The 23587-nt window shown below is 54.5% G+C and carries 18 protein-coding genes; 11 read left to right on the forward strand and 7 right to left on the reverse strand.

Annotated features, from left to right (window positions below; translation table 11 throughout):
* Positions 1-45: 45 nt before the first annotated feature.
* The gene (locus RTX30_RS07155; RefSeq protein ID WP_312688412.1) at positions 46-1635 is read right to left on the reverse strand and encodes a phosphoethanolamine transferase; all 1590 of its coding nucleotides are present in this window, start codon (positions 1633-1635) and stop codon (positions 46-48) included.
* Positions 1636-1914: 279 nt separating this feature from the next.
* Positions 1915-2046, reverse strand: coding sequence for a manganase accumulation protein MntS (gene mntS, locus RTX30_RS07160; RefSeq protein ID WP_312688414.1), 132 nt, complete (start codon positions 2044-2046; stop codon positions 1915-1917).
* Between the two features lie 186 nt (positions 2047-2232).
* Between mntS and mntR the strand changes: the two genes are divergently transcribed.
* The 9 genes from mntR to RTX30_RS07205 all read left to right on the forward strand — a co-directional run bounded on the left by mntR (position 2233) and on the right by RTX30_RS07205 (position 12900).
* Positions 2233-2703, forward strand: coding sequence for a manganese-binding transcriptional regulator MntR (mntR, locus tag RTX30_RS07165; protein ID WP_312688416.1), 471 nt, complete (start codon positions 2233-2235; stop codon positions 2701-2703).
* A complete protein-coding gene (locus RTX30_RS07170; RefSeq protein WP_312688418.1) occupies positions 2700-3809 on the forward strand; it encodes an anion transporter in 1110 nt (369 codons plus the stop codon). Before mntR ends, RTX30_RS07170 begins: the two co-directional genes overlap by 4 nt.
* 100 nt (positions 3810-3909) lie before the next feature.
* Complete coding sequence (locus tag RTX30_RS07175) at positions 3910-5007, forward strand: HlyD family secretion protein (RefSeq protein ID WP_312688420.1); 1098 nt, start codon at positions 3910-3912, stop codon at positions 5005-5007.
* Positions 5004-6575 (forward strand): DHA2 family efflux MFS transporter permease subunit, encoded by a 1572-nt coding sequence (locus RTX30_RS07180; RefSeq protein ID WP_312688422.1) that lies wholly within the window; start codon positions 5004-5006, stop codon positions 6573-6575. Before RTX30_RS07175 ends, RTX30_RS07180 begins: the two co-directional genes overlap by 4 nt.
* Position 6576: 1 nt before the next feature.
* A complete protein-coding gene (locus RTX30_RS07185; protein WP_312688424.1) occupies positions 6577-8097 on the forward strand; it encodes an efflux transporter outer membrane subunit in 1521 nt (506 codons plus the stop codon).
* Between the two features lie 102 nt (positions 8098-8199).
* Positions 8200-9246, forward strand: coding sequence for an aldo/keto reductase (locus RTX30_RS07190; protein WP_312688426.1), 1047 nt, complete (start codon positions 8200-8202; stop codon positions 9244-9246).
* Positions 9247-9438: 192 nt separating this feature from the next.
* Positions 9439-10815: a glycoside hydrolase family 1 protein gene (locus tag RTX30_RS07195; RefSeq protein WP_312688428.1), complete on the forward strand. Its 1377-nt coding sequence runs from the start codon at positions 9439-9441 to the stop codon at positions 10813-10815.
* Positions 10816-10842: 27 nt separating this feature from the next.
* The gene (locus tag RTX30_RS07200; RefSeq protein ID WP_312688430.1) at positions 10843-12165 is read left to right on the forward strand and encodes a PTS transporter subunit EIIC; all 1323 of its coding nucleotides are present in this window, start codon (positions 10843-10845) and stop codon (positions 12163-12165) included.
* A gap of 15 nt (positions 12166-12180) precedes the next feature.
* Positions 12181-12900: a GntR family transcriptional regulator gene (locus RTX30_RS07205; protein ID WP_312688432.1), complete on the forward strand. Its 720-nt coding sequence runs from the start codon at positions 12181-12183 to the stop codon at positions 12898-12900.
* Positions 12901-12994: 94 nt separating this feature from the next.
* Here RTX30_RS07205 and ldtB read toward each other — a convergent pair whose 3' ends face one another.
* Positions 12995-13915, reverse strand: a complete 921-nt coding sequence (ldtB, locus tag RTX30_RS07210; protein ID WP_312688433.1) for a L,D-transpeptidase — start codon at positions 13913-13915, stop codon at positions 12995-12997.
* Between the two features lie 207 nt (positions 13916-14122).
* Here ldtB and RTX30_RS07215 point away from each other — a divergent pair, with 207 nt between their 5' ends.
* On the forward strand, positions 14123-15715 hold the full coding sequence (locus RTX30_RS07215; RefSeq protein ID WP_312688435.1) for an ABC-F family ATPase: 1593 nt from the start codon (positions 14123-14125) through the stop codon (positions 15713-15715).
* Positions 15716-16071: 356 nt separating this feature from the next.
* Here the strand turns inward: RTX30_RS07215 and RTX30_RS07220 are convergent, their stop codons facing one another.
* Together RTX30_RS07220 and RTX30_RS07225 are read right to left on the reverse strand one after the other, a co-directional pair.
* The gene (locus RTX30_RS07220; RefSeq protein ID WP_312688436.1) at positions 16072-18438 is read right to left on the reverse strand and encodes a glycoside hydrolase family 31 protein; all 2367 of its coding nucleotides are present in this window, start codon (positions 18436-18438) and stop codon (positions 16072-16074) included.
* A gap of 15 nt (positions 18439-18453) precedes the next feature.
* Positions 18454-19755 carry an MFS transporter gene (locus tag RTX30_RS07225; RefSeq protein ID WP_312688438.1) on the reverse strand — a complete coding sequence of 434 codons (1302 nt, stop codon included), beginning with the start codon at positions 19753-19755 and terminating at the stop codon, positions 18454-18456.
* A gap of 298 nt (positions 19756-20053) precedes the next feature.
* Here RTX30_RS07225 and RTX30_RS07230 point away from each other — a divergent pair, with 298 nt between their 5' ends.
* The gene (locus tag RTX30_RS07230) at positions 20054-21127 is read left to right on the forward strand and encodes a LacI family DNA-binding transcriptional regulator (RefSeq protein ID WP_312688440.1); all 1074 of its coding nucleotides are present in this window, start codon (positions 20054-20056) and stop codon (positions 21125-21127) included.
* Here the strand turns inward: RTX30_RS07230 and RTX30_RS07235 are convergent.
* Both RTX30_RS07235 and RTX30_RS07240 read right to left on the reverse strand, forming a co-directional pair.
* Complete coding sequence (locus RTX30_RS07235; RefSeq protein ID WP_409429806.1) at positions 21124-22383, reverse strand: DUF1479 domain-containing protein; 1260 nt, start codon at positions 22381-22383, stop codon at positions 21124-21126. The two genes, RTX30_RS07230 and RTX30_RS07235, sit on opposite strands and share 4 nt — an antisense overlap.
* A gap of 203 nt (positions 22384-22586) precedes the next feature.
* Positions 22587-23402: a Cof-type HAD-IIB family hydrolase gene (locus tag RTX30_RS07240; RefSeq protein WP_312688444.1), complete on the reverse strand. Its 816-nt coding sequence runs from the start codon at positions 23400-23402 to the stop codon at positions 22587-22589.
* Positions 23403-23587: the final 185 nt, after the last annotated feature.

Below are 23587 nucleotides of genomic sequence, written 5' to 3' on the forward strand. Positions count from 1 at the left end.
ATCCGCCCATGTGGCGGATTTTTTTTGCCTGCAGTTTAGAAAAATCTAGCGGCTATTGCGGGTATCGAACAGGTCCGTGCCCAGATGGTTGTAGTCAACTTTCTGTAACTTAAAGTTTGTAATGTAAACTGGCCCGGCTTTTTGCTCGGAGATGAAGCGGTAAGAATTTTTAATCTGCTCCGCTGCAATACCGGTCCACTGCGAAAAAAAGCTTAAAAAGTCATTCGCGGAACGGCGCGCTTTGATAACCCGATGGTTTTTGTCATCACTGGAGAGCACCAAAAACGGGACCTGGAAATTTTGCTGGAAGTGATCATCATGCGCCAGGTACTGCACCTCTTTGCCGCGCTCTTTAATGCTCAGCCCGTGATCGGAAAAATAGACCATCGAAAAGCTTTCGCCGGTATTGACCAGTTGTGAATAGAGCTTGCCAAGCAGATCGTCGGTTTGTGTCATGGAATAGAGGTAGCATGAGGTTTCTTTCGACTGCACGAACTCGTTGTATTTTCCACCGGTACGATCGCAAGCTTGCGGGTGTGACCCCATCAAATGCAGCACAATCAGTTGCGGTTGGGTACGTTGGGTCGAAAAGACCTGCGCTGTCATTTTCAGCAGATCTTCATCATGGGCGTTTTTGTTAGCTTCGAAATCCCCGTTTTTCAGGAACTGCACCTCATCGGCACGCTTCGCAATGCTGGCAATGGCGGTGTCATATTCACCAATCTGCCCCTGATTAGAAAACCACCAGGTCTGAAAACCTGCCCGGTTCGCCAGCGTCACAAAGTTATCCTGATATTGCGGCTTGCCGTCGACCACGCGGTTTAAGGTCAGCCCGAGGGATTTTTGCGTTGAGCCGCTTGCTGCAACATAATCCATAAACAACGTGCCGTTTACCTGGCTGGCAAACGGCGTGTTATTCCAGTGACCGCCAAATGCGCCAAGGGCATCGCGACGGGCGCTCTCGCCAATCACCACCACATAAGTATGATATTTCGGTTTGACTGCCAGCACATTCCAGGTGTCTTTCATGCGCGAAAGTTGCGTCATGTTCTCTTGTTCTTTCACCACTTCGAAATGGTTAACCGCTACGTCGCGCACGAAGCGCAGTACCGGCACACCCGTATCGATCAAGCGGAATTCATAACCGTGGAAGTGGTTTTGCACCGGGCCAATAAAGTAAGAGGCCACGCAAAAAACGGTGCCTATGGTGTCCCATTTTAGCCACGGAGTTGTCGGCACCGTGACCCGGCGGCGCAGCGAAACGATACCAAGCGCAAAGATAAAGACGCCAATCGCATAGTGATACCACGGGAAAATGGTCAGCATTTCCGTCGACTCTTCCATATTGGTCGAGTGCAGGGCCAGCAGCGTATTAAAGTTTGGCGCGCCATAAGCCTGGCCGAAGGGAAAATAGCAAGCCGCGACAAGCGAAGTGATGCCAATGACTGCTTTTTGCGCGCGTGGCGCATGACGCCACAGCACCAGCAATGCGCAGGTAAAGACGATGGCGTAAAGCACGCTAAATTCGTAACCCAGCGCAAAGTTAATCAACATTGACTGAAGGAAATAGAAACCCGTCCACGGGTTTATCGTCTGGCTGCGGAAGGCAACGGATTCTTTAAGGATTAGGCTCATTGATGCTATCGCGAAAACGCCATGTGCTCACCCTGGCGTAAGGGTCAAAACCTGCCGGACAGTGCGTGTGAAGAGGGGAGGGGGTCCGCATCTGCGAGCCGCAATTTGTGCAGGGCTGCGCAAAGATAAAGCGAGGCACAAAGAAGGTCAACACCCGGTAACCGGTTGTTTTGAGAGAATGATTGCAAATCCAGCAAAAACACGCAGTTTTTTAGATGAACGAGCCAGTATGGCGGGGAAATGTGACAGAAAAATGAAGCGGCGTACCGCGACGCCGCATTAGTGGGAAGTTTTATCGTGACTCTGCTGCGGCTTACCGTTAATCATGTCGCACAACATAGTAAGCAGCATTAAACGTACTTTAAAGGGAGAGTGACTGAACACGTGTATACACCTCTTAAACTCATTCATTTTATCCTCCTTACGTTTATCCCCTTCGATCCATGAAGAGTGAACGTATTACATACAGATATAGCACAGGCTATATTACATAGCTACGGCTAATACGTTAATTTTTTGTACTGTTTCACGGATGGTTTACAATGGCGCTTCTCTTTTATGATGCTGCACAGGCGTCACTCTGTCAGAGGAAGCACAATGAACCGTCGCGCAGGTAAGCAAACAATAAAAAAAGTGACGCTGGTAAATGTTGAAGAGCATGTAGAAGGCTTTCGTCAGGTGCGTGAAGCGCATCGCCGCGAGCTGATCGACGATTATGTCGAACTGATTTCCGATCTGATCCGTGAAGTGGGTGAAGCGCGTCAGGTTGATATGGCTGCACGCCTTGGCGTCTCACAGCCGACAGTGGCAAAAATGTTAAAACGGCTGGCAACCGTGGGGTTGATCGAGCAAATCCCGTGGCGTGGCGTGTTTCTGACCCCGGAAGGGGAACGGCTGGCGCAGGAGAGCCGTGAACGCCATCAGATAGTGGAAAGCTTTTTATTGGTGCTGGGCGTCAGTGCAGATACCGCTCGCCGGGACGCCGAAGGGATGGAGCACCACGTCAGCCAGGAAACCCTCGAGTGTTTCCGCCGCTTTACTCTGCAACATGAGCACCCGCCTGAATGACACTGCCCTTTTTCCGCGCGCTGGCGCGTGACCGTTTTTTACACCTTTTATTGCTGATCGGCATCGCACTGAGCTTTTTCGTTCCCTTCCGGCCAAAAGCCTGGCCAGGGGCGATTGACTGGCACACGATCATCACGCTTAGCGGGTTAATGTTGCTCACCAAAGGGGTTGAGCTGAGCGGCTATTTTGATGTGCTGGGGCGGCGCATGGTACGGCGTTTTCATAGCGAACGACGTCTGGCAATGTTTATGGTGCTGGCAGCGGCGCTGCTCTCCACCTTTCTTACCAACGATGTGGCGCTATTTATTGTTGTTCCGCTGACCATTACCCTGAAAAAGCTGTGTGAAATTCCGGTCAACCGATTGATTATTTTTGAAGCGCTGGCGGTCAATGCAGGATCGTTATTGACGCCGATTGGAAACCCGCAAAATATCCTGATGTGGGGGCGATCCGGGATGTCATTCCTGGCGTTTATTGGGCAGATGGCGCCGCTGGCGCTGGCCATGATGGCTACACTGCTGGTGCTGTGCTGGTTCTGTTTTCCCAACAAAGCTCTCAGTTACCATAATGGCACTAAATCGGCGAACTGGCAGCCGCGCCTGGTGTGGAGTTGCCTGGGCTTTTATCTGGCTTTTATTACCGCGCTGGAACTCAAACAAGAGCTGGCAGGGCTTGCCATTGTGGCGGTCGGTTTCCTGCTGCTGGCGCGGCGGGTGGTGCTGAGCGTTGACTGGACATTGTTACTGGTGTTTATCGCCATGTTTATCGACGTGCATTTGTTGATCCAACTCCCTGCGCTGCACCAGATCCTGAACAGCACCAGTCAGCTTTCACCCGCAGGTTTGTGGCTGACAGCAATTGGTCTGTCGCAATTTATCAGTAATGTTCCTGCCACTATTCTGCTGCTGAACTATGTGCCGCCAGACACCCTGCTGGCGTGGGCGGTTAACGTCGGCGGGTTTGGCTTATTGCCTGGGTCGCTGGCTAACCTGATCGCACTGCGCATGGCCAATGAGCGGCGTATCTGGTGGCGTTTTCATCTCTACTCTCTGCCACTGTTACTGTGGGCAGCGCTGGTCGGCTACGGACTATTCTTATTCAGATAGTGCTGATTTGTCAGTTTATCCTGGCAAATGTATAGCAACCGCCTAACTTTAGGTAGCGGTGCATCTCTGGCACCGTTATCTGACAGGACTGTTGCGATCTATGGCCGAAAATACCACGCATCCTGACGATGTTCAGGAAAATAACAACGAAAGCCCCCGTAAACGCCCCGGAAAAAAACCGCTGATTATCCTCGCCATTGTCGTTGGCGTGATGGTAATTGTTGCGCTGGTGTGGTGGTTGTTAACCCGTAACCAGGAAACCACCGACGACGCCTTCACCGATGGCGATGCAGTGACCATAGCCCCCAGGGTGGCCGGTTATGTCACCGAACTGCGGGTGAAAGATAACCAGCGGGTGAAAAAGGGCGATCTGCTGGTGAAAATCGATCCGCGCGATGCCCAAGCCCAGCACGCTCAGGCGCAGGCTCAGTTAGGCCTGGCTACTGCGCAATTGCACCAGGCGCAGGCCCAACTGGCACTGTCGAAAGTGCAATATCCGGCGCAACGTGATGAAGCCCGCGCACAGGTATTGAAAGCGAAAGCCGACCTTGCCAATGCCGAAGCCGCCTACCGCCGTCAGCGCGGCGTCGATCCTCGCGCCACAACTCAACAGAATATCGACAGCGCCAATGCACAGTTGCGTAGCGCTCAGGCCCAGCTTGCCAGCGCTCAGGCGCAGCTTGAGGTGGCGGAGCAGGTGCAGTTGCAGATCCGCCAGCAGGAAACCAACGTCGAAGCGCGCCAGCAACAGGTGGCGCAGGCGAAAGCCCAGCTGGAAACCGCGTCATTGAATTTGTCGTGGACGGAGGTGCGCGCGCCATTCGATGGCTTTATCACTAAACGTAATGTGCAAAATGGCACGTTGGTGCAGGCGGGCAGCGCCCTGTTCTCACTGGTGTCACCTGACGTGTGGGTTGTCGCGAACTTCAAAGAATCTCAACTGGAGCGCATGCGACCGGGTAATAAGGTGAGTCTGAAAGTCGATGCCTGGCCAGACAGGGAGCTGGAAGGGCATATCGACAGTATTCAGCAGGGCAGCGGTTCAAAATTTGCTGCCTTCCCGTCGGAAAACGCCACCGGAAACTTTGTCAAAATCGTGCAACGCGTGCCGGTAAAAATCGTCATTGATAAGGGTCTGGATCCGAATAAACCCTTACCGTTGGGCCTCTCCGTTGAACCGAAGGTAACGCTGGAATGACCGATCACAGCCACGATAACTGGCGTCCGGCCAGTAACCCGTGGGCGGTGGCGTGGGTCGTCACCCTCGCGGTGTTTATGGAGATCCTCGATACGACCATAGTCAACGTGGCTCTGCCGCATGTCGCCGGGTCACTCTCCGCCAGTTATGACGAATCCACCTGGGTGTTGACCAGCTATCTGGTGGCGAACGGTATCGTGTTGCCAATTTCCGCGTTTCTCAGCCGGGTATTTGGCCGTAAACAGTTTTTCCTGATCTGTATTGTGATGTTCACGGTCTGCTCGTTTTTGTGCGGTATTGCCACAGAGCTATGGCAAATCATCCTGTTTCGTATCCTGCAGGGCTTCTTTGGCGGGGGGCTGCAGCCCACGCAGCAGTCGGTACTGCTGGATTACTTTAAACCGGAAGATCGCGGCAAGGCGTTTGGCCTGTCGTCGATCGCGGTGATTGTGGCACCGGTGATGGGGCCAACCCTTGGCGGCTGGATCACCGACAACTACTCATGGCGCTGGGTCTTTTTTATTAATATTCCAGTCGGGATTGTCACGGTCCTGGCGATTTATCAGTTGCTGGAGGATCCGCCCTGGGAGCGTAAATCGAAGAAAAAACTCACCATTGACTGGCCTGGCATTGGCCTGATTGGGCTGGGCCTCGGCTGCTTGCAGGTGATGCTCGATCGCGGTGAGGATGAAGACTGGTTCAACTCCGACTTCACCCGCATTTTTGCTGTGCTGACAGCGGTGGGTATTGTCGGGGCTATCTACTGGCTGGTGTATGCGAAAAAACCGGTGGTGGATCTGCGCGCAATGGCAGACAGAAACTTTGCTGTCTCCAGCTTGCTGATGGCCGGGATGGCAATGGTACTTTACGGCAGTTCGGTAGTGATCCCGCAACTGGCGCAGCAGGACCTGGGGTATACCGCCACCTGGTCCGGGCTGGTGCTATCGCCGGGCGCCGTCCTGATTGTGTTGACCATTCCACTGGTACTGAAGTTGATGCCAGTGGTACAGACGCGCTGGATCATCGCGTTCGGCTTCTTCTGCCTGGCGGCCTCGTTCTGGTGGTCGCGCACGCTCACGCCGGATATCGACTTCACCACGCTGATGCTGTTCCGCAGCGCGCAATCCATCGGTCTTGGGTTCTTGTTTGTTCCGCTGACCACCATCGCGTTTGTCACTATACCCCGGCAGCTCAACGCCGATGCTTCAGCGCTGTTTACCATGTTCCGCAATGTCGCCGGATCGATTGGTATCTCGCTGTCAACGGCGGCGATAACCGAACGCTCGCAGGCCCACAGCGCCCATTTGTCAGAACAGACGTCGCCGTTCAACGAGTCGTTCCAGCAGGCGTTACGGTCATCGGCCGAGGCGATTCGCCATTTCACCACGCTGGCAGGCGACCCGCTCGCCACCGCCACCGGGCAGATGTATAAAACGATGATCGCACAGTCTCGGTTTCTTGCTTATATCGATGTCTTTACGCTGCTGAGTGTGGTGGCGTTAATACTGATCCCCTTTTGTTTATTGCTGTCGCCAGTGAAAAGCGAAGGCAGCGCAGGAGCACATTAATATGCCAGGGCGTCTTTCTGTCATCTTTCTCTCTCTGTGGCTTGCAGGCTGTGCCGTCGGGCCGGATTACCAGCCCGCGAAGCCGCAAACGCCCGCCCGCTTCAACGATCCGGGCGACAGGTCAGCCGCGTCCCGCACCTCTACCCAGGCGGTGAATAGCCGCTGGTGGACGACTTTTCGATCCGCGCAATTGAACAGCCTGATCGAAAGAGCCATTACCGGGAATTTATCCTTGCAGCAGACCGTGCTGCGTATTGCCGGTGCGAGGGAGCAAACTGCGCAGGCAAGCGGCGCTTTGCTGCCTGCGGTCAACGGTTCGCTAAAAGCCACCCGCCAGCAGTTGGGGCTTGAGGGTGAACTGAAGTCCAACGATGTTTATGGTCAGTTAGGAAATGCCGATCCGGCGATTACCAGTGCGCTGGGGGCGTTAACGCAGCCTGTGAACCTTTATCAAGGCAGCTTTGATGCCCAATGGGAACTGGATCTGTGGGGCAAGGTACGTCGTCAGGTTGAAGCGGCGCAGGCCCAACAGCAACAGGCGATTGAACAACGTAACGATGCCTTAGTTTCGCTGGAAGCGGAAGTGGCGCGCAGCTGGCTACAATTGCGCGGTGCGCAAAGCATTATTGCCACGTTGCAAACCCAAATCGACAGCGCGCAGCAAACTTTCGAACTGACCGATAACCGGCAAAAAGGCGGTTTAGCGCCGCAACTGGATGTCGAAAATGCCCGTGCGCAGCTGGGTAATCTTGAAGCGCAACTACCGCAGTATCAGGCGCAGGAGCGCCAGGCCATGAATGCCCTGGCGATCTTGCTGGGCAAAGCTCCCGGCGCGCTGGATAGTGAACTGCGTCAACCGCAGCCGTTGCCCGCGTTGCCAGAAATTGTGCCGACCGGTATTCCTTCCACCCTGGCGCGTCGCCGCCCGGATGTGCGTGAGGCAGAAGCGAGCTTGCATGCCGCCACGGCACAGATTGGCGTCTCGGTGGCGCAGCTGTTCCCCAGCTTTAGCCTCAGTGGTCAGTTTGGTCTGCGCAACTCGGATGCCGACTGGCTGACCGACTGGAGCAGCCATTTCTACAGTTTCGGCCCGCAAGTGTCGATCCCGATTTTCCAGGGTGGACGGCTGGTTTCCAGCGTCAAGCTGGCGCGGGCGCAGCAGGGTGCAGCTGTGCTCAACTACCGGCAGACGGTGTTAACGGCGCTGGGGGATGTGGAAAACGCGCTGGTCAGCTATCGCACCGATCAGCGACGGGAAGCCGGGCTGGAGAAAACAGTCACCGCGTTGCAGAACGCCTTTTCTCTGGCCAGCGACAGCTACCGCAAGGGCATCGCCAGCTTTATCGATGTGCTGGATGCTCAACGCCAGTTGGCGCAGGCGAGCCAACAGCGTGAGCAGGCGCGCGTGCAGAGCAGCCTTGACCTGGTGGCGCTGTATAAAGCGCTCGGCGGCGGTTGGGAACCCTATCAAAATGTGCAACTCCCTGATTATTCAGTGTTTGGTGAGGCACCTCGCGGATAATCAGAGAATTGGGCAAGAAACAGGCAGGATCCTCACATTCGCGCCTCGGGAGGATTGCGTATAACTGTCTGCGTCAACGAAACCGATTAAGGAGACGCCAACATGCGCTACAAAAAACTGGGCAATACCGGACTGTTTGTTTCTGAATTATGCCTCGGCACCATGACGTTTGGCGGTGAAGAGGGCATGTGGGGCCAGATTGGCCAGCTACAGCAGACAGAGGTCGACACCCTGCTGGGGCGAGCGCTGGATGCAGGCATCAACTTTATTGATACTGCCAACGTTTACGCCAACGGGCGCTCGGAAGAGATGACCGGCCAGGCGCTGAAAAACCTGAAAATCCCGCGTGAAAACGTGGTGATTGCCACCAAAGCGTTTGGCGAAACCGGCACTGCCGGGGTCAATTCGCGCGGGAGTTCCCGCTACCACATTATTCATAGCGTGAAAGAGAGCCTGCGGCGGATGCAGCTGGATCATATCGATCTCTTTCAGTTACACGGTTTTGATCCCGCGACGCCAATGGAAGAGACGCTTGCCGCGTTGGATAACCTGGTTCAGCACGGTCATGTGCGCTACATCGGCGTATCGAACTGGGCGGCGTGGCAAATCACCAAAGCATTGGGCATTTCGGAGCGCCTTGGACTGGCGCGGTTTGCCTCGCTACAGGCTTATTACACTATCGCCGGGCGCGATCTGGAACGCGAACTGGTGCCAATGTTGCAAAGTGAAGGCGTAGGGTTAATGGTCTGGAGCCCGCTGGCAGGTGGCTTGCTGAGCGGTAAATACAGCCGCGACGGGCAGGGCGAAGCGGGGGCGCGTCGGCTGACGTTTGATTTCCCGCCGGTGAATAAAGAACGGGCATTCGACTGTGTGGATGTAATGCGCGTGATTGCAGACAGCAAAGGCGTTTCGGTGGCACAAATTGCGCTGGCCTGGCTGCTGCACCAGCCGGTGGTCAGCAGTGTGATTATTGGCGCGAAACGCGAGTCTCAGCTTGATGACAACATAGCTTCGACCGCTATTCATCTGACGGACGACGAGTTGCAGCAACTGGATGCGGTGAGTGCTCTGCCGCGTGAATACCCAGGGTGGATGCTGGAGCGTCAGGGCGAGTACCGTCGTCATCAGTTGCAACAGCAGTCACGCTAATTCTTCTGTCGCTCGGTGTGCCGGGTAATACGGCACACCATCTTTTCTCTTCTCAGGCCGGTTCAGGCGAAGCTGCTCACCCATTAATCTTCGAAAACCGTCACAAAAACGCACTGACTTTTTTGCCCACTTTTTCGCCTTTGTCTATATGACTAGTCATATGTATGAAATGACTAGTCATGGAGAAAAGTGATGAACAAAACGTTACCGACCGGCTTTTTATGGGGAAATTCCGTTTCCAGCATGCAAACGGAGGGCGCATGGAACGAGGGTGGTAAAGGGATGTCGGTCTACGATATTCGCGAAGCCAGTGAGTTTGCCTCCGACTGGAAAGTTGCCACGGATTCGTATCACCGTTACCAGGAAGATTTCGACCTTATGCAGGATCTGGGCATGAATTGTTACCGCTTCCAGATTTCGTGGAGTCGGGTTTGTCCACAGGGGGACGGCGAGTTCAATGAGGAAGGGATCGCGTTTTACGACCGCTTTGTCGACGAATTGTTGGCGCGCGGCATTGAGCCCATGATCTGCCTTTATCATTTCGATATGCCGCTGGCACTGGCACAGCAATATAACGGTTTTGTCGACCGTCATGTGCAGGATGCCTTCGTACGCTATGGCAAAAAGATGATCGACTGCTTCGGCAGCCGGGTGAAGTACTGGCTCACCTTTAACGAGCAGAATATCTACCATATGCCGGGGGCGTTTCAGGTCGGCGGCTATTTACAGGGCGAGAAAACGCTACGCGAGCTGTACCAAATTCAGCACCATGTGATGATGTCACACGTGCTACTCACCCATTATTTGCATGATACGCAACCGGGGAAATTGATGGGCGGTATGCTGGCCCATCAACTGGTCTACCCGGCGACCTGCAAACCGCGCGATGTGTTCTGCGCCACGCAATATGACGAATTCCTCAATCAGAACCTGCTGCGGGTGTTTGCCGGGCAGGGCTACAGCCCGGAAGTGCTGGCCGTGGTCGACAGAGAAGGTTTCCGCGATATCTATTGCGATGAAGATTTGCGGCAAATAGCGCGCATGAAGAATGATTTTATGGCCTTCAGCTATTACGCCAGCAAAACGCTGGATAGCGACGCTATTGCGCCGGGCACGCCGGTTAATTACTACCTGGAACAGGGCGATAAAGCTAACCCCTGGCTGCAAGCCACTGAATGGGGATGGCAAATCGATCCGCTGGGTTTTCGCGCCATCATCACCCGTTATTACAACGACTGGCGCTTGCCGGTGTTCCCGATTGAGAACGGCATTGGTGTGATTGAAGAGTGGGATGGCGTTAACCCGATCAATGACGACTACCGGATTGCATACCACCGCGATCACCTGCAAGCGATGCAGGAAGCCATTTTCGAGGATGGTGCACAGGTTCTGGGCTATCTCGGCTGGGGCTTGATTGACATTCTTAGCTCGCAGGGGGACATGCGTAAACGCTACGGCGTGGTGTATGTCAACCGCGACAATCATGACCTGAAAGATATGCAACGTGTACCGAAAAAGAGCTACCGCTGGCTGCAACAGGTGATCCGCAGCAACGGCCGCGACATGTAAACGTGACGGATTGAGGGAGGCATCACGATGTCTGGTACGAAAATCACGCCCAATATGCAGTCGTTTGTCGATAAGTTTGTTGATTTCTCCGCCCGTCTGGCGAATCAGGTGCATTTGCGTTCTCTGCGCGACGCGTTCGCCGCCGTGATGCCGATTTTTATTCTTGCCGGGCTGGCAGTGCTGATCAATAACGTGATTTTCCCCTGGGTTTTGGAAGGGGAAACGCTGGCGCGCTTTAAGGTATGGGGTGAAGTGGTGATCAACGGCACGTTGAATATTGCCGCGTTGTTGATTGCCCCCATGACCGCATGGTCGCTGGCGCGCAATAAGAATTTCGATAATCCGGTTTCAGCGGTGGTCATTGCGCTGAGCAGCTTTATTATGATGATGCCCATGCAACTGGAGGTTGTGCCGGCAGGCGGCAAAACCACCGTGACGGTCAGCCAGATGCTCTCCTTTATTAACATTGGCACGACCGGGATTTTCGCCGGGGTTATCATCGGCCTGCTCTCCACGGAGTTGTTTATCCGTGTCGCCAGCGTGAAGCGATTCGAAATATCACTGGGAGATAATGTCCCGTCAGCGGTGGGAAAATCGTTCTCGGCGTTGATCCCAACTATCATTACCTTGTCTGTGTTCGCGATTATTGCGGCGCTCCTGTCTAACTTTCTGCACACTGATTTGATCCACCTGATCACCACGCTGATCCAACAACCGTTGCGGCAAATTAATACCAGTTTGCCGGGTACGTTGTTTATTTACAGCTTTGGTAACTTCTTGTTTACGCTGGGTATCCACCAGACGGTGGTCAACGGGGTGATCCTTGAACCCTTCTTATTGATTAACACCAACGAGAACATGCTGGCGTTTGCCAACGGTCAGCCGATCCCGCACATCATTAACAGCATTTTTGTGCCCACGTTCGGCATGATTGGCGGCACTGGCAGTACTCTGTCGTTACTGTTGGCGATCTTTATTTTTGCCCGGCAGAAATCGTCGAAGCAGGTCGCTCGCCTCGCCATCTCACCGGGTTTGTTCAACATTAATGAGCCGGTGATTTTTGGTTTACCGATAGTCTTTAACCTGCCGTTGATGATCCCCTTTGTGCTGCTTCCGGCGCTGGGGATCTGGTTTGCGTGGCTCTGTACTACGCTGGGCTGGATGTCTCGTTGTGTGGTGATGATCCCCTGGACCACGCCGCCAATCCTCAGTGCCTGGCTGGCAACGGCAGGGGACTGGCGGGCAGTGGTGGTACAGTTGCTGATCATCCTCTTTGGTGTATTCTTCTACCTGCCTTTCCTCAAAATTTCTGAGAGGGTGGCCTTAAGAAACAATGGGATAGACGAATAAACCAGAGGAAGGGCGATGGCGGCGAAATATATCACAATAGCGCGGGAAATTAAGCGGCGGATCCTGAGCCAGCAGTACGCAGCCAATGCACCGTTGCCCGATCAGTTTGCGCTGGCCGCCGAGTTTGCCTCCAGCCGGATGACCATCCAGCAGGCGATGCGCCAGCTCATTGTCGAAGGGCTGGTCTATACCCGCCAGGGGCAGGGCACGTTTATTCGCAAAAATTTTCTCCAACACTCGCGCTGGGATCTACCGGGCAGCGATTACTTTGGCGCGACCAAAACCTGGGAAAATGTTGGCGAAGTGACCAGTAAAATCATTCGCTTTGAGTTGCGTTTCCCGACGGAAAAAGAGCAGGCTTCGCTGCTGGTGGGGCCAGACGAACCCGTCTATGACTTCAATCGCTTGCGTTTACTGGAAGGTGAACCGGTGTCGCTGGAGTTTACCCTGATGCCGGTCAGCCTGGTGCCTGGGCTGAATCGTGGGCATCTTGAAAGCTCCGTCTTTCGTTATGTGCAGGAAGAGCTGGCGCTGAAGATCATGGGATCGTATCGCATCGTGCGTGCGCTAAAGCCGGGTACGGAAGACAAACGCTATCTCAACTGCGATGACACCGATCCGGTATTGGAAGTGGAACAAGTGATCTATCTGGAAGACGGCACGCCGCTTGAGTACGCGCATTGCCACTACCGCTACGATCATGGCGGAGTTATCGTGGTTAATAACGGGGGATAGTTGGCGAATGGCGAGGCGTTAACCGGCCTGCGAGGTGTGCAGACCGGTTAACACTGCCCTGTGAGCGTCATGCTACCGGGCAGGAAAATGTTACTTAGTTCAAACGTACCGGCATACCGGAACGGTTCTGTACCGCCTGATCGACGATATTGGCATCGACATCTGGCTGGTTAGTCACCGTCTGCACCGCTTTGGTCAGCGCAATCGGCACAATCTCACCACCTGTGAACTGGGCTTCGGTAGTCGACAGGGGATTATGCACTTCGATATAGCGGCTGCCATCCGGTTCGGTGGTCGCTTTTACCGGCTCGTCAATAAACTGCACGCGCGTGCCGACCGGTACGTTTTCGAACAGGAACTTGATGTCATCATTACGCAGACGCACGCAGCCGTGGCTTACGCGCAGGCCGATACCGAAGTTCGCATTGGTACCGTGGATTGCGTACAGACGGCCGATATAGAGCGCGTACAGACCCATCGGGTTATCCGGGCCGGCCGGCACGACAGGCGGCAGCGGTTGACCCATTGCAACATATTCCGCATGCATTTTGGCGGTTGGGGTCCAGGTCGGGCCAGCTTTTTTACGTTCGACTTTGGTGGTCCAGGCAATCGGCGTATCTTTACCCAACTGACCAATACCGATCGGCAGTACGATTACCGTGTTGGTGCCTTTCGGGTAATAGTAGAGGCGCATCTCCGCACTGTTGATCACGATCCCTTCGTGAACCGTATCCGGCAGGATCAGCTGCTGTGGAACATTCATCACAGTGCCGCCTTTCGGCAGGTAGGCATCAATGCCCGGGTTTGCTTCCAGCATGTTGGACAGACCCATCTGGTATTCCGCCGCAAAATATTCCAGAGGCTGTGTATTGCCTTCCGGGATAGTCACGACCTGGTTCTGGCCAATCACACGGCTGCCATCAGTCGGCAGCGGATAAGTAACAGCAGACGCGCTTTTGCAAAATCCCACGACAGCAAAGGCTGCCGCAAAAAGGGTAGTTAATTTCATGTTCATCTTATGCAAGATTATTGGCAAACGGGCCGTTGGGTTGAGAATGCAGGAAGCGCATTATATGTGCATTCCACCGTCCAGGGAATTCAGATGTGTACGAAATCACACTTTTTTCCCTTTGCTTGCAGTTTAGCGGGCTGACAGTGGGCAGGAATCTAATTCGGATTTGTGGCATAATATGGTGTTTGTCACATATTTCAGGATACTTCCGTGTTAGTTACCAGCAACGTCACCATGCAGTTCGGCAGCAAGCCGCTGTTCGAAAACATTTCCGTCAAATTTGGCGGCGGCAACCGTTACGGCCTGATTGGCGCCAACGGCAGCGGCAAATCCACCTTTATGAAAATCCTCGGCGGCGATTTAGAACCGTCGCTCGGTAACGTCTCGATCGATCCGAATGAGCGCATTGGTAAATTGCGTCAGGATCAGTTCGCCTTTGAAGAGTTCAGCGTGCTCGACACGGTGATCATGGGCCACGCAGAACTGTGGGAAGTGAAGCAGGAGCGCGACCGCATTTACGGGCTGGCGGAAATGAGCGAGGAAGATGGCTACAAAGTTGCCGACCTCGAAGTGCAGTATGGCGAAATGGATGGCTACTCAGCTGAAGCCCGCGCCGGTGAACTGTTGCTCGGCGTCGGTATTCCGGTTGAACAACACTATGGCCTGATGAGCGAAGTGGCTCCCGGCTGGAAATTGCGTGTGTTGTTGGCGCAGGCGCTGTTTGCTGATCCGGACATTCTGCTGCTCGATGAACCGACCAACAACCTGGACATCGATACCATCCGCTGGCTGGAGCAGGTGCTGAACGATCGCGACAGCACCATGATCATTATTTCGCACGACCGTCACTTCCTGAACATGGTCTGCACCCACATGGCGGATCTCGACTACGGCGAACTGCGTGTCTACCCCGGCAACTACGATGAGTACATGACGGCCGCCACCCAGGCGCGTGAACGCCTGCTGGCGGATAATGCCAAGAAAAAAGCGCAGATTGCCGACTTGCAGTCTTTTGTCAGCCGCTTTAGCGCCAACGCGTCCAAATCGCGCCAGGCCACTTCTCGCGCCCGTCAAATTGATAAGATCAAGCTGGAAGAAGTGAAAGCATCCAGCCGTCAGAACCCGTTTATCCGTTTTGAGCAGGACAAGAAACTGTTCCGTAACGCGCTGGAAGTGGAAGCCCTGACCAAAGGGTTTGATGACGGTCCGTTGTTTAAAAACTTCAACCTGTTACTGGAAGTGGGCGAGAAAATTGCCATTCTGGGGGCGAACGGCGTGGGTAAAACCACAATGCTGAAAACGCTAGTGGGGGAACTGCCTGCCGACAGCGGTACAGTGAAGTGGTCCGAAAACGCGCAGATTGGTTATTACGCGCAGGATCATGCAGAGGATTTCGACAACGATTTGACCGTCTTTGACTGGATGAGCCAGTGGAAACAAGAAGGCGATGACGAGCAAGCGGTGCGCAGCATCCTTGGGCGTTTGCTGTTCAGCCAGGACGATATCAAAAAGCCGGCGAAGGTGCTCTCCGGGGGCGAAAAGGGCCGGATGCTGTTCGGTAAGCTGATGATGCAAAAACCGAATATCCTGGTCATGGATGAACCCACCAACCACCTGGATATGGAATCCATTGAGTCGCTGAACATGGCGCTGGAGATGTATCAAGGCACCCTGATCTTTGTTTCTCACGACCGTGAGTTTGTCAGCTCGCTGGCAACCCGTGTGATTGAAATTACGCCGCAGCGCGTGGTGGATTTCAGCGGGAATTATGAAGATTATTTGCGCAGTCAGGGCATCGAATAAATTTACCGTCGTCTTTCACGCCGCAGGTGTGTTGGCTGCGCGCTCGTACCCCGGTCACTTACGTGAGTAAGCTCCCGGGGATACTCGCGCTTGCCGCCTTCCTGCGGCGCGAAATACTTAGGTAAATTGGTGGGCATGCCTGATGAGCCGGAGAAGGCTTGGCTGTGGTTCTGTCGGGCAAAACATTTTTTCACGCCGCAGGTGTGTTGGCTGCGCGCTCGTACCCCGGTCACTTACGTGAGTAAGCTCCCGGGGATACTCGCGCTTGCCGCCTTCCTGTAGCGCGAAATACTTAGGTAAATTGGTGGGCATGTTTGATGAGCCGGATAAGCCTTAACGCTATCCGGCTTTTTGTTTTACGCGAACACCCATTCGGTGGCCGCCACGCCGTTAATCAATAACTGGCGCTTATCCCCTGCCGGCAACGTCACTTTCAGCGCATTCCACGCCGGACGATAGTCGCCGCGGGTTTCGACGCGTAAATCCACCGTGCTGCCTGTGCAGCCCATTTCCCAGGTCAGCCACAGTGCATTACCCTCTTTATAGCCCCAGGACTCTCCATCATCTTCAAACAACATACCGCTGGAACGCCCCGAACCTTTCACCGGGAAGAGCTGCAATTCGCGGGTGTTATCTGCTTTTGCGTCCACATGCGTGATCCGCTCGCTCAGGGGCAGACCTGCACCGGCGCGCACCAGCAGCGGCAGGGTTTCCAGCGGCGCCGCCAGCGTCACCCACTGACCGGGCGCATACCAGTTACCGCTGTAAAAATCGTACCAGCCCGTATCGTTGGCAGGCAGCCAGACACGGCGCTCGCGCTGGCCCGGCTCAACAACGCTGGCGACTAATATGTCGCGACCCAGCAGGAAGTCATCACACTCTTCAAAGGTCTGCGCATCGTGCTCATGATCAAGGAAGGTCGGGCGCAACATCGGTTCGTCGTCCGCGTGTGCCTGCCACAACAAGGTGTACAGATAGGGCAGAAGACGGTAGCGCAACTCAATGGCGCTGCGGATCGATGGCGTGACAGCCGGGTACATCCAGGGTTCGTTCACCGTCTGGTCATCGTTCCATGAGTGAATGGTGAAACGCGGGTGCATCACACCATTTTGTACCCAGCGCACGAACAGTTCTGCATCTGGTTTATCGCCCGAAAAACCGCCCACATCGTGACCCACATTATAAAGACCCGACAGGCTCATCCCGACACCCATTCGGGTGTTATAGCGCAGGGTATCCCAGTTGGTACGGTTGTCGCCGCTCCAGGTCTGCACATAACGCTGCATTCCGGCGCAGCCGGAACGGGAAATCAGATACGGGCGCTTGTGCGGAGCAAAACGCTGCTGCGCTTCCATTGAGGCGCGCATCATCAGTAACGGCATTACCGGGCGGATATGTTTGATGGCGATGTCACGGCCAAACCCCTGGCAACGCGCTTCGCCGTCCCACACTTCAAACTCGTTATTGTCGTTCCAGGTAGAGTCAATGCCCATTTCCAGTAGCTGCGTGGTAACGCCTTCCTGCCACCACGCAATAGTCTGCGGGTTGGTGAAATCGAGGTGAGAGCCTTCATCATCCCAGAAGCTTGAGCGTTCCGGCGCATCCGCCTCGGAGTCGCGAATAAACAGCCCTTTTTCTGCCACTTCACTGTAGCGTGGGTGATCCTGCAACAGACAAGGCTTGATATTCGCCGCCAGTTTCAGTCCGGCCTCGTGGAACGCCTGGGTCATTACTTTCGGCTGCGGGACTTTGTCATAGTTCCAGTTAAAGACGTAGCGCTTACCGTTGATCGAGGTGTAGCCGGAAGAGAGCTGGAACGAGTCGCACGGAATAGCATGCTCTTCGCACAAGCGAATAAAGTTCATTAACTGGTTTTGCGCATCCGGGGCATCGGTGTAATGCATCGTTGAGCCGCTATAACCCAGGCTCCATTTCGGGCCGAACAGGGTCTTACCGGTCAAACGCACAAACGCTTTGGTGACATCCAGCGCGCGCGCGCCGGTAAACAGGTAGTAATCAATATCGCCGGCTTCTGCCTGCCAGCGACGATACGCGGTGTGATAATTATCGATCTCGTTGCCGAGATCCAGCCAGCAACTGCTGAGGTTATCGTAGAACAGACCGTAGCTGATATCATCGCGACGGGTAAGGGTAAACGGAATATGTTTATACAGCGGATCCGTGCTGGCAGCGTTATAACCCATGGCATCCAGGTTGCGCATTTCATAACGCTGGCCGTTACGTTGCAGGTTGCCCGCCTTTTCACCGAGCCCGTAAAACCGTTCCTCTTTTTTACGGCTGAGATAGTGCGCCACGCCGTCGCCGTGGGCATTAACCAGATAAGCGCTGGTTGGGCGATCGCCTGCCAGCCACTGCCACTCTCCGGCGTCATTACGGTAGTGCCACTCCAGCCATAACGGCTGATGAACCGTAACCCGCAACTGCTCGCTTTGTAGCGTTAATGTTTCTTGCTGCTGGCTCAGTGACCAGGCGGGCAGGCTAAAGCCCGACAACTCTTCACGTGCACGGCCTTCCCACGGCACGTCATCTTTCGGGGCAATGCTCCAGGTTCTGTCCAGCGCCAGCTCGCCTTTACGCTTTAGCAGCACGCGGAACAGATTTTCCTCCAGCACATACAGGCACAGGGTGTGTTGCCCGTCCACCAACAGTTCAACATGGTGATCGGCCTGCTTTTGTAACGTCCAGTTCTTCAGGGTTTTCATATCAGACATCCACAATCATGCGCGTTTCGCGCGACGTTCAGCAATAAATGCCACCAGGAAAATAGCGCCAATCAGGTCAAAGAAACCCATGGCAATAAACAACGGATTAAAACCAATTTTGTCGGCGGTGACGCCAATCAACAGTGAGAAGAGGAAGCTGGCGATCCAGGCCGCCGAGCCACGCATACCGTTGACGGTCGCCATCTGACCTTTATCGAACGATTCCACCACCAGCGCGCTCAGCATGCAGGAGATGATCTGATGACCGAAACCGCCAATCGAAATCAGCACAATGGTGATGTACGGATCGCGGGTGAGGGCGACAATAGCTAAAGAAATCATCAGGAACGCGCCAGTAACCGAACTGGCCACCACGGAGTTGACGCGGGAGCAGCCAAACCAGCGGGTATAGAGTTTGGTGAGGTAACCACTGGCTACGCTGCCGAGATCGGCAGCAAGGAAGGGAAGCCAGGCGAACATGGCGATCTGTTTCAGGTCCATACCGTGTTCTTTTGCCAGGTACAGCGGCACCCAGAAGCTGAGCACGGCCCACGCCGGTTCCGCCATAAACGCCGGAAGGGCAATACCGTAAAATCGTTTGTTTTTCGACACGGTTTTCAGTGCCGTTAAAAAGGGCAGCTTGACGGCAGGGGGCTCATTATCCTGTTGAATAAACGCCAGTTCATCTTTGCTCAGATTCGGGTGTTTCTCCGGATTGTGATAAAACGCCCACCACAGCACCACCCACACCAGCGCCAGCACGCCGGTGAACATAAAGGCGCCCTGCCAGCCAAACGAGGCGTGAGCAAAGTAGATGATCGGCGGTGCCAGCATCGCACCAATGGAGAAGCCAACACCGGCCCAGCCTGCGGCAACCGGACGTTCAGATTTCGGGAACCATTCGCCAATGGTTTTAGCATTCGCCGGGGTGGCTGCCGCTTCCGACGCGCCCATGGTGAAACGCAAAATCGCCAGGTGCAGCCAGTTACCCGCACCCGCGTGGAAGATACAGGCCAGCGCCCAAATTATGGCGCACACCATAAAGCCGACCTTCAGGCCAATCACGTCAATCAGCCAGCCACACAGCGGCTGGAAAAGGGTATAGGCCAGCTGGAAGGCGCCGACAATCCAGGAATATTGTTCTGTTGTGATCCCAAGGCTTGTTTTCAGTTCCGGTGCCAGAATACCCAGCGAGTTACGGGTGATGTAGTTCACCGTTACGCCGAATAAAAACAGCACCAGCATCCACCAGCGTAATTTTTTGACTATCCGACGGCTTTTTGTTGCCGCCATTTCATTATTAATCCCCTGGCTCATTCTTATCTCCGCACATCTTCTTGTAGGGAAGTCGAAGCGCGCCATCGGTAACGTGTTATACCGGATTGGTTCGCGTGATGATTTATGTTTAATTTTGCTGCCATCATGCATACAACTAGTATGGAAGTTGTACGACACATTTACGGTAGGGGAGAATAATCGCGCGCCATAGCGGATTTTGTGCAAGGATTCTCATAAATAGCGCAACACATCCGGCAAAATCATTATCACTCCATGAATAACAGGCTTTCTGTCTCATGAAAATTTTCCCATTATGGAAATGGAGCGAGATCACAGAATGGATAAAAAGCTCAAAATCAGCGAAATTGCGCGCCGCACGAACCTGTCGACCAGCACCGTTTCGCGCGTGCTTGCCGGGAAGGCCAACACCAGTGAAAAAGCCAGAACTGCGGTACTGGAGTGCGCCCGTGAACTGGGCGTAATGGACGGGATAGCCGCCGGGCGGTTGCTGCTCAATAATCTGATTGTTTTTGCCCCGCAACGCGCTTTTGATGAACGCTCGGACATTTTCTATTACCGGGTGATCCAGAACATCAATAAAGCGCTGGATCCGCACGAGGTTCGTCTGCGTTATTGCGCGCTGGAGGAACTCGACAGCGATGCCAATGAATTCCTCGCCAAAATGAATGCGCCGGAAACCCAGGCGGCGATCCTGCTGGGGATTGATGATCCGCATATTCATGAACTGGCGGCTGACATTGGCAAACCTTGTGTACTGATTAACTGCCGCGACGGACGCATGCGATTGCCGTCTATTGCGCCGGATCACCGCACCATTGGTGAATTTGCGGCGCGTTACCTCTTTGATATGGGGCACCGGGACGTGGTGAACGTGATGTGTCTGCGCCGTTACACCATGGATTTACGCCTGGCGGGCATTAAAGAAGCCTGGCAACAGTTCAATCTGCGCTTTAACAGTAAACGGGATCTGATCACCGTTCCCAGTTTTAGCGCCAAAGAGGCTGAGCAGCGCGTGGGGGAATGGCTTGACGATCCAGCACACAAAACACCGCCTACCGCCTTTCTGGTGGGCGGCGACTTCATGGCGGAAGGGACAATGCGCGCATTACAGCAGCGTGGGCTTCGCGTCCCGCAGGATGTGTCGGTCATGAGTATTGATGCGTTTAACCTGGCGGCAATCCAGGATGTGCCGCTCACCGCAGTTCACGTACCGCGAGACGAGCTGGGCGTAGAAGCCGTGCATCTGTTACAGCAGCGGTTGATTCGCCCGCAGTCGCCATGTGGCTCTTTACTGCTTAACGGCCTGCTTACTGTACGCGAATCGGTACGGCGGATACGTCCCGGCAGGCAACGTACCGCCGTCGAACATGAAGGGCTGTACGACGTTTAAACCTCTATCCCCAGCGCGCGCTTACCGTGAATGTTCAGGTCGTTCAGCGTAAAGCGGCCTGACCAGTCGCTTTCGTAGTTCTCGCGCGGGAAATCCCCGGGCGATGCCCCTTGCTCCAGCGCCACTTTTACTTTGCGCGCATAGGCGAGGTTTTTCTCGCAAAGCGGCGCGGCAGGAATGTACATCACGTTGCCCCAGCCTTGCTGATTATTTACAGCGGCAACGGAGTGAACCACATCGCAATGCCACCACACAGAATCACCGGCTTCCAGCGGCGGAATGCTACTCAGTGCTTCCATCAACAGCGGGTGCCAGCGTTCCGAAACCGGTAATACTCGCCCTGGCGCAACGCCACAGAGTTCATCTTCCGGTACATCATCCAGCAATGGGCGCAACAGGATCCAGGCCATCGCCTCCGGGATCGGCACCACATGAAGTAGCCCCTGGCCGGGGATCATATCCGACAGCGCCGTCCAGCCCTGGAAAGTACGGAATACCGAACACTTGGTCGTGTTGTCGACGGTGTATTCTTCGACTTCGGTGCGGTGGGCAGCATCCCACGGATCGTACTCTTCGGGTTTACCGTTAAAGACCTGCGCAAAGACGCGTTGATAGGCTGGCAGCAGCCAGCGCTCCAGCGCTCCGGAATCCGTATGTGCGCCAAGGCCTTTAGAGGTGGTGCCAGGCGGACGGCGGCGAATGCGATCCGGGTAGATCACGCTGACATCCGGATCGAAACACTGTTGCCCCTTACTGTCGAAATGCCACAAGCGGTTCAGGAAGGATTGTGCCGCCGCCATTTCACTGCTCTGGCGTGCCTGCATTTGCGCCTGTGACCAGTAAATTGGGTAGATTTCCGGGCGGGAGGCCTCCAGCGTGCCGAAGAAACTGTCGCCCGGCCCTTTGTAAACCTCATCAAAACGATTCTGGTCGAGATAATCCAGCATGGCGCGATCCCAGCCCAGCGCCTGTTCTCGCGGAAAATGTTGTTTGATGACCACACAGCCGCGCCGTTTGATCTGCGCGCGCTGTGCGTCGGTGACCTGGCCAGCAGCAATGTCCGCAAACGGAATTTGCGGCCAGACTGACTCGCCTTGTGCCTTCAAGGCGTTGATTTCCGCGACGCGAGCGGCAATCTTCGCGCTCAGGCCGTCAAAGACAGCCTGCACATCGCCTATCTGCGCGCGCAGAACCTGCTTCATCTGACGGATGGCCGCCGCAGGATCGGCGGGCAGCGTCTCATGGGTAAAAGCCATGTGTACCTCTCTTTCTTTCATTCGAAAGTAATATGTATTGCATACGATAATCTAAGTTAAAAATAAGTTAATGCAAGTTTAAAAACTTGATGAAGAGCACAAAGCGGAAAACGAAGAGAGAAGAAGGGAGAAAGCAGGAAGGGAGAAAGCAAGAAGAGAGAAGGCAAGAAGAGAAAGGCCGGAGCAGGCGCTCCGGCAGAAGATCAGCGGTTGAAGGGGGCCGTGTTATCAAGCACGGCCTGGATCACATTCAGCGCCCCCTGATGATTGTTGTCATCGGTCTGGTGATGGGCAATCGCTTTGATCGCATCACCGGCATTGCCCATGGCAAAGGAGAAGTCGGTCATGCGCAGCATTTCTGCATCATTACCGCTGTCGCCAATGGTGACGCACTGCTGCGGCGAAACCTGCCAGCGTTTAAGCAGCCGGCTGATACCATTTGCTTTATGCAGGCCAGGGATAATTAAATCCACAAAGCCAAAGCCGCTGGTCACCGGCTTCATAATGCCGTCGAGCGAAACGTGCAGCGCATCAATAAGTTGTGGGATGTCGCTGTCTGGCAAATTCAGCGAAAACTTAAACAGCGTGTCGTCAATCTGCTGAAAATCACGCACCGGTTTTAAACGGTAGTAGTGCTTCGCCATCAAATCGACAAATTCTGCCGGGGCGTTTTCACTGACGTAGGCGCTTTCCAGACCACAGGCGACAAAGTTGAGGCTGCTGTCTTTCAGCAACTCGCCCATTACCACCTGCGCTTCGTGACGCGTCAGTTCGCCGTGGAACAATTGTTGACCATGCTCGTAGACCAGCGCGCCGTTTTCGGCGACGAAGGAAATAGTCTCTTTCAGCTCCGGGAAGAAGGAGATCAACTGGTAATACTGGTTGCCGCTGGCGACCACAAACTCTATGCCACGCTGCTGAAGTTGTTTGAATTGCGCCATAAAGCGTGAGCGATCGTACTGCTTGGCGTCATCAAGGAAAGTTCCGTCCATATCCGTGACGATAACTTTGACGGTCATACCTGGCTCCTGGTTATTACTGCGACGAGTAACATTCTAGAGATAATGTGAGCCGATGCACAAATTTATTTCGAATGAAAGTAAGTGGCGAAAAAATGGGCGGGGCAGGGGGCAACGTGGCTGTTGTGTTTACCCAGGCCCCATCCTGTAAAGGCGAGGGAAAATGGCTCCCTCACCCCGGCAAC

It is taken from the genome of Kosakonia sp. (assembly GCF_032052965.1).
In the GTDB taxonomy this organism is placed as follows: domain Bacteria; phylum Pseudomonadota; class Gammaproteobacteria; order Enterobacterales; family Enterobacteriaceae; genus Kosakonia.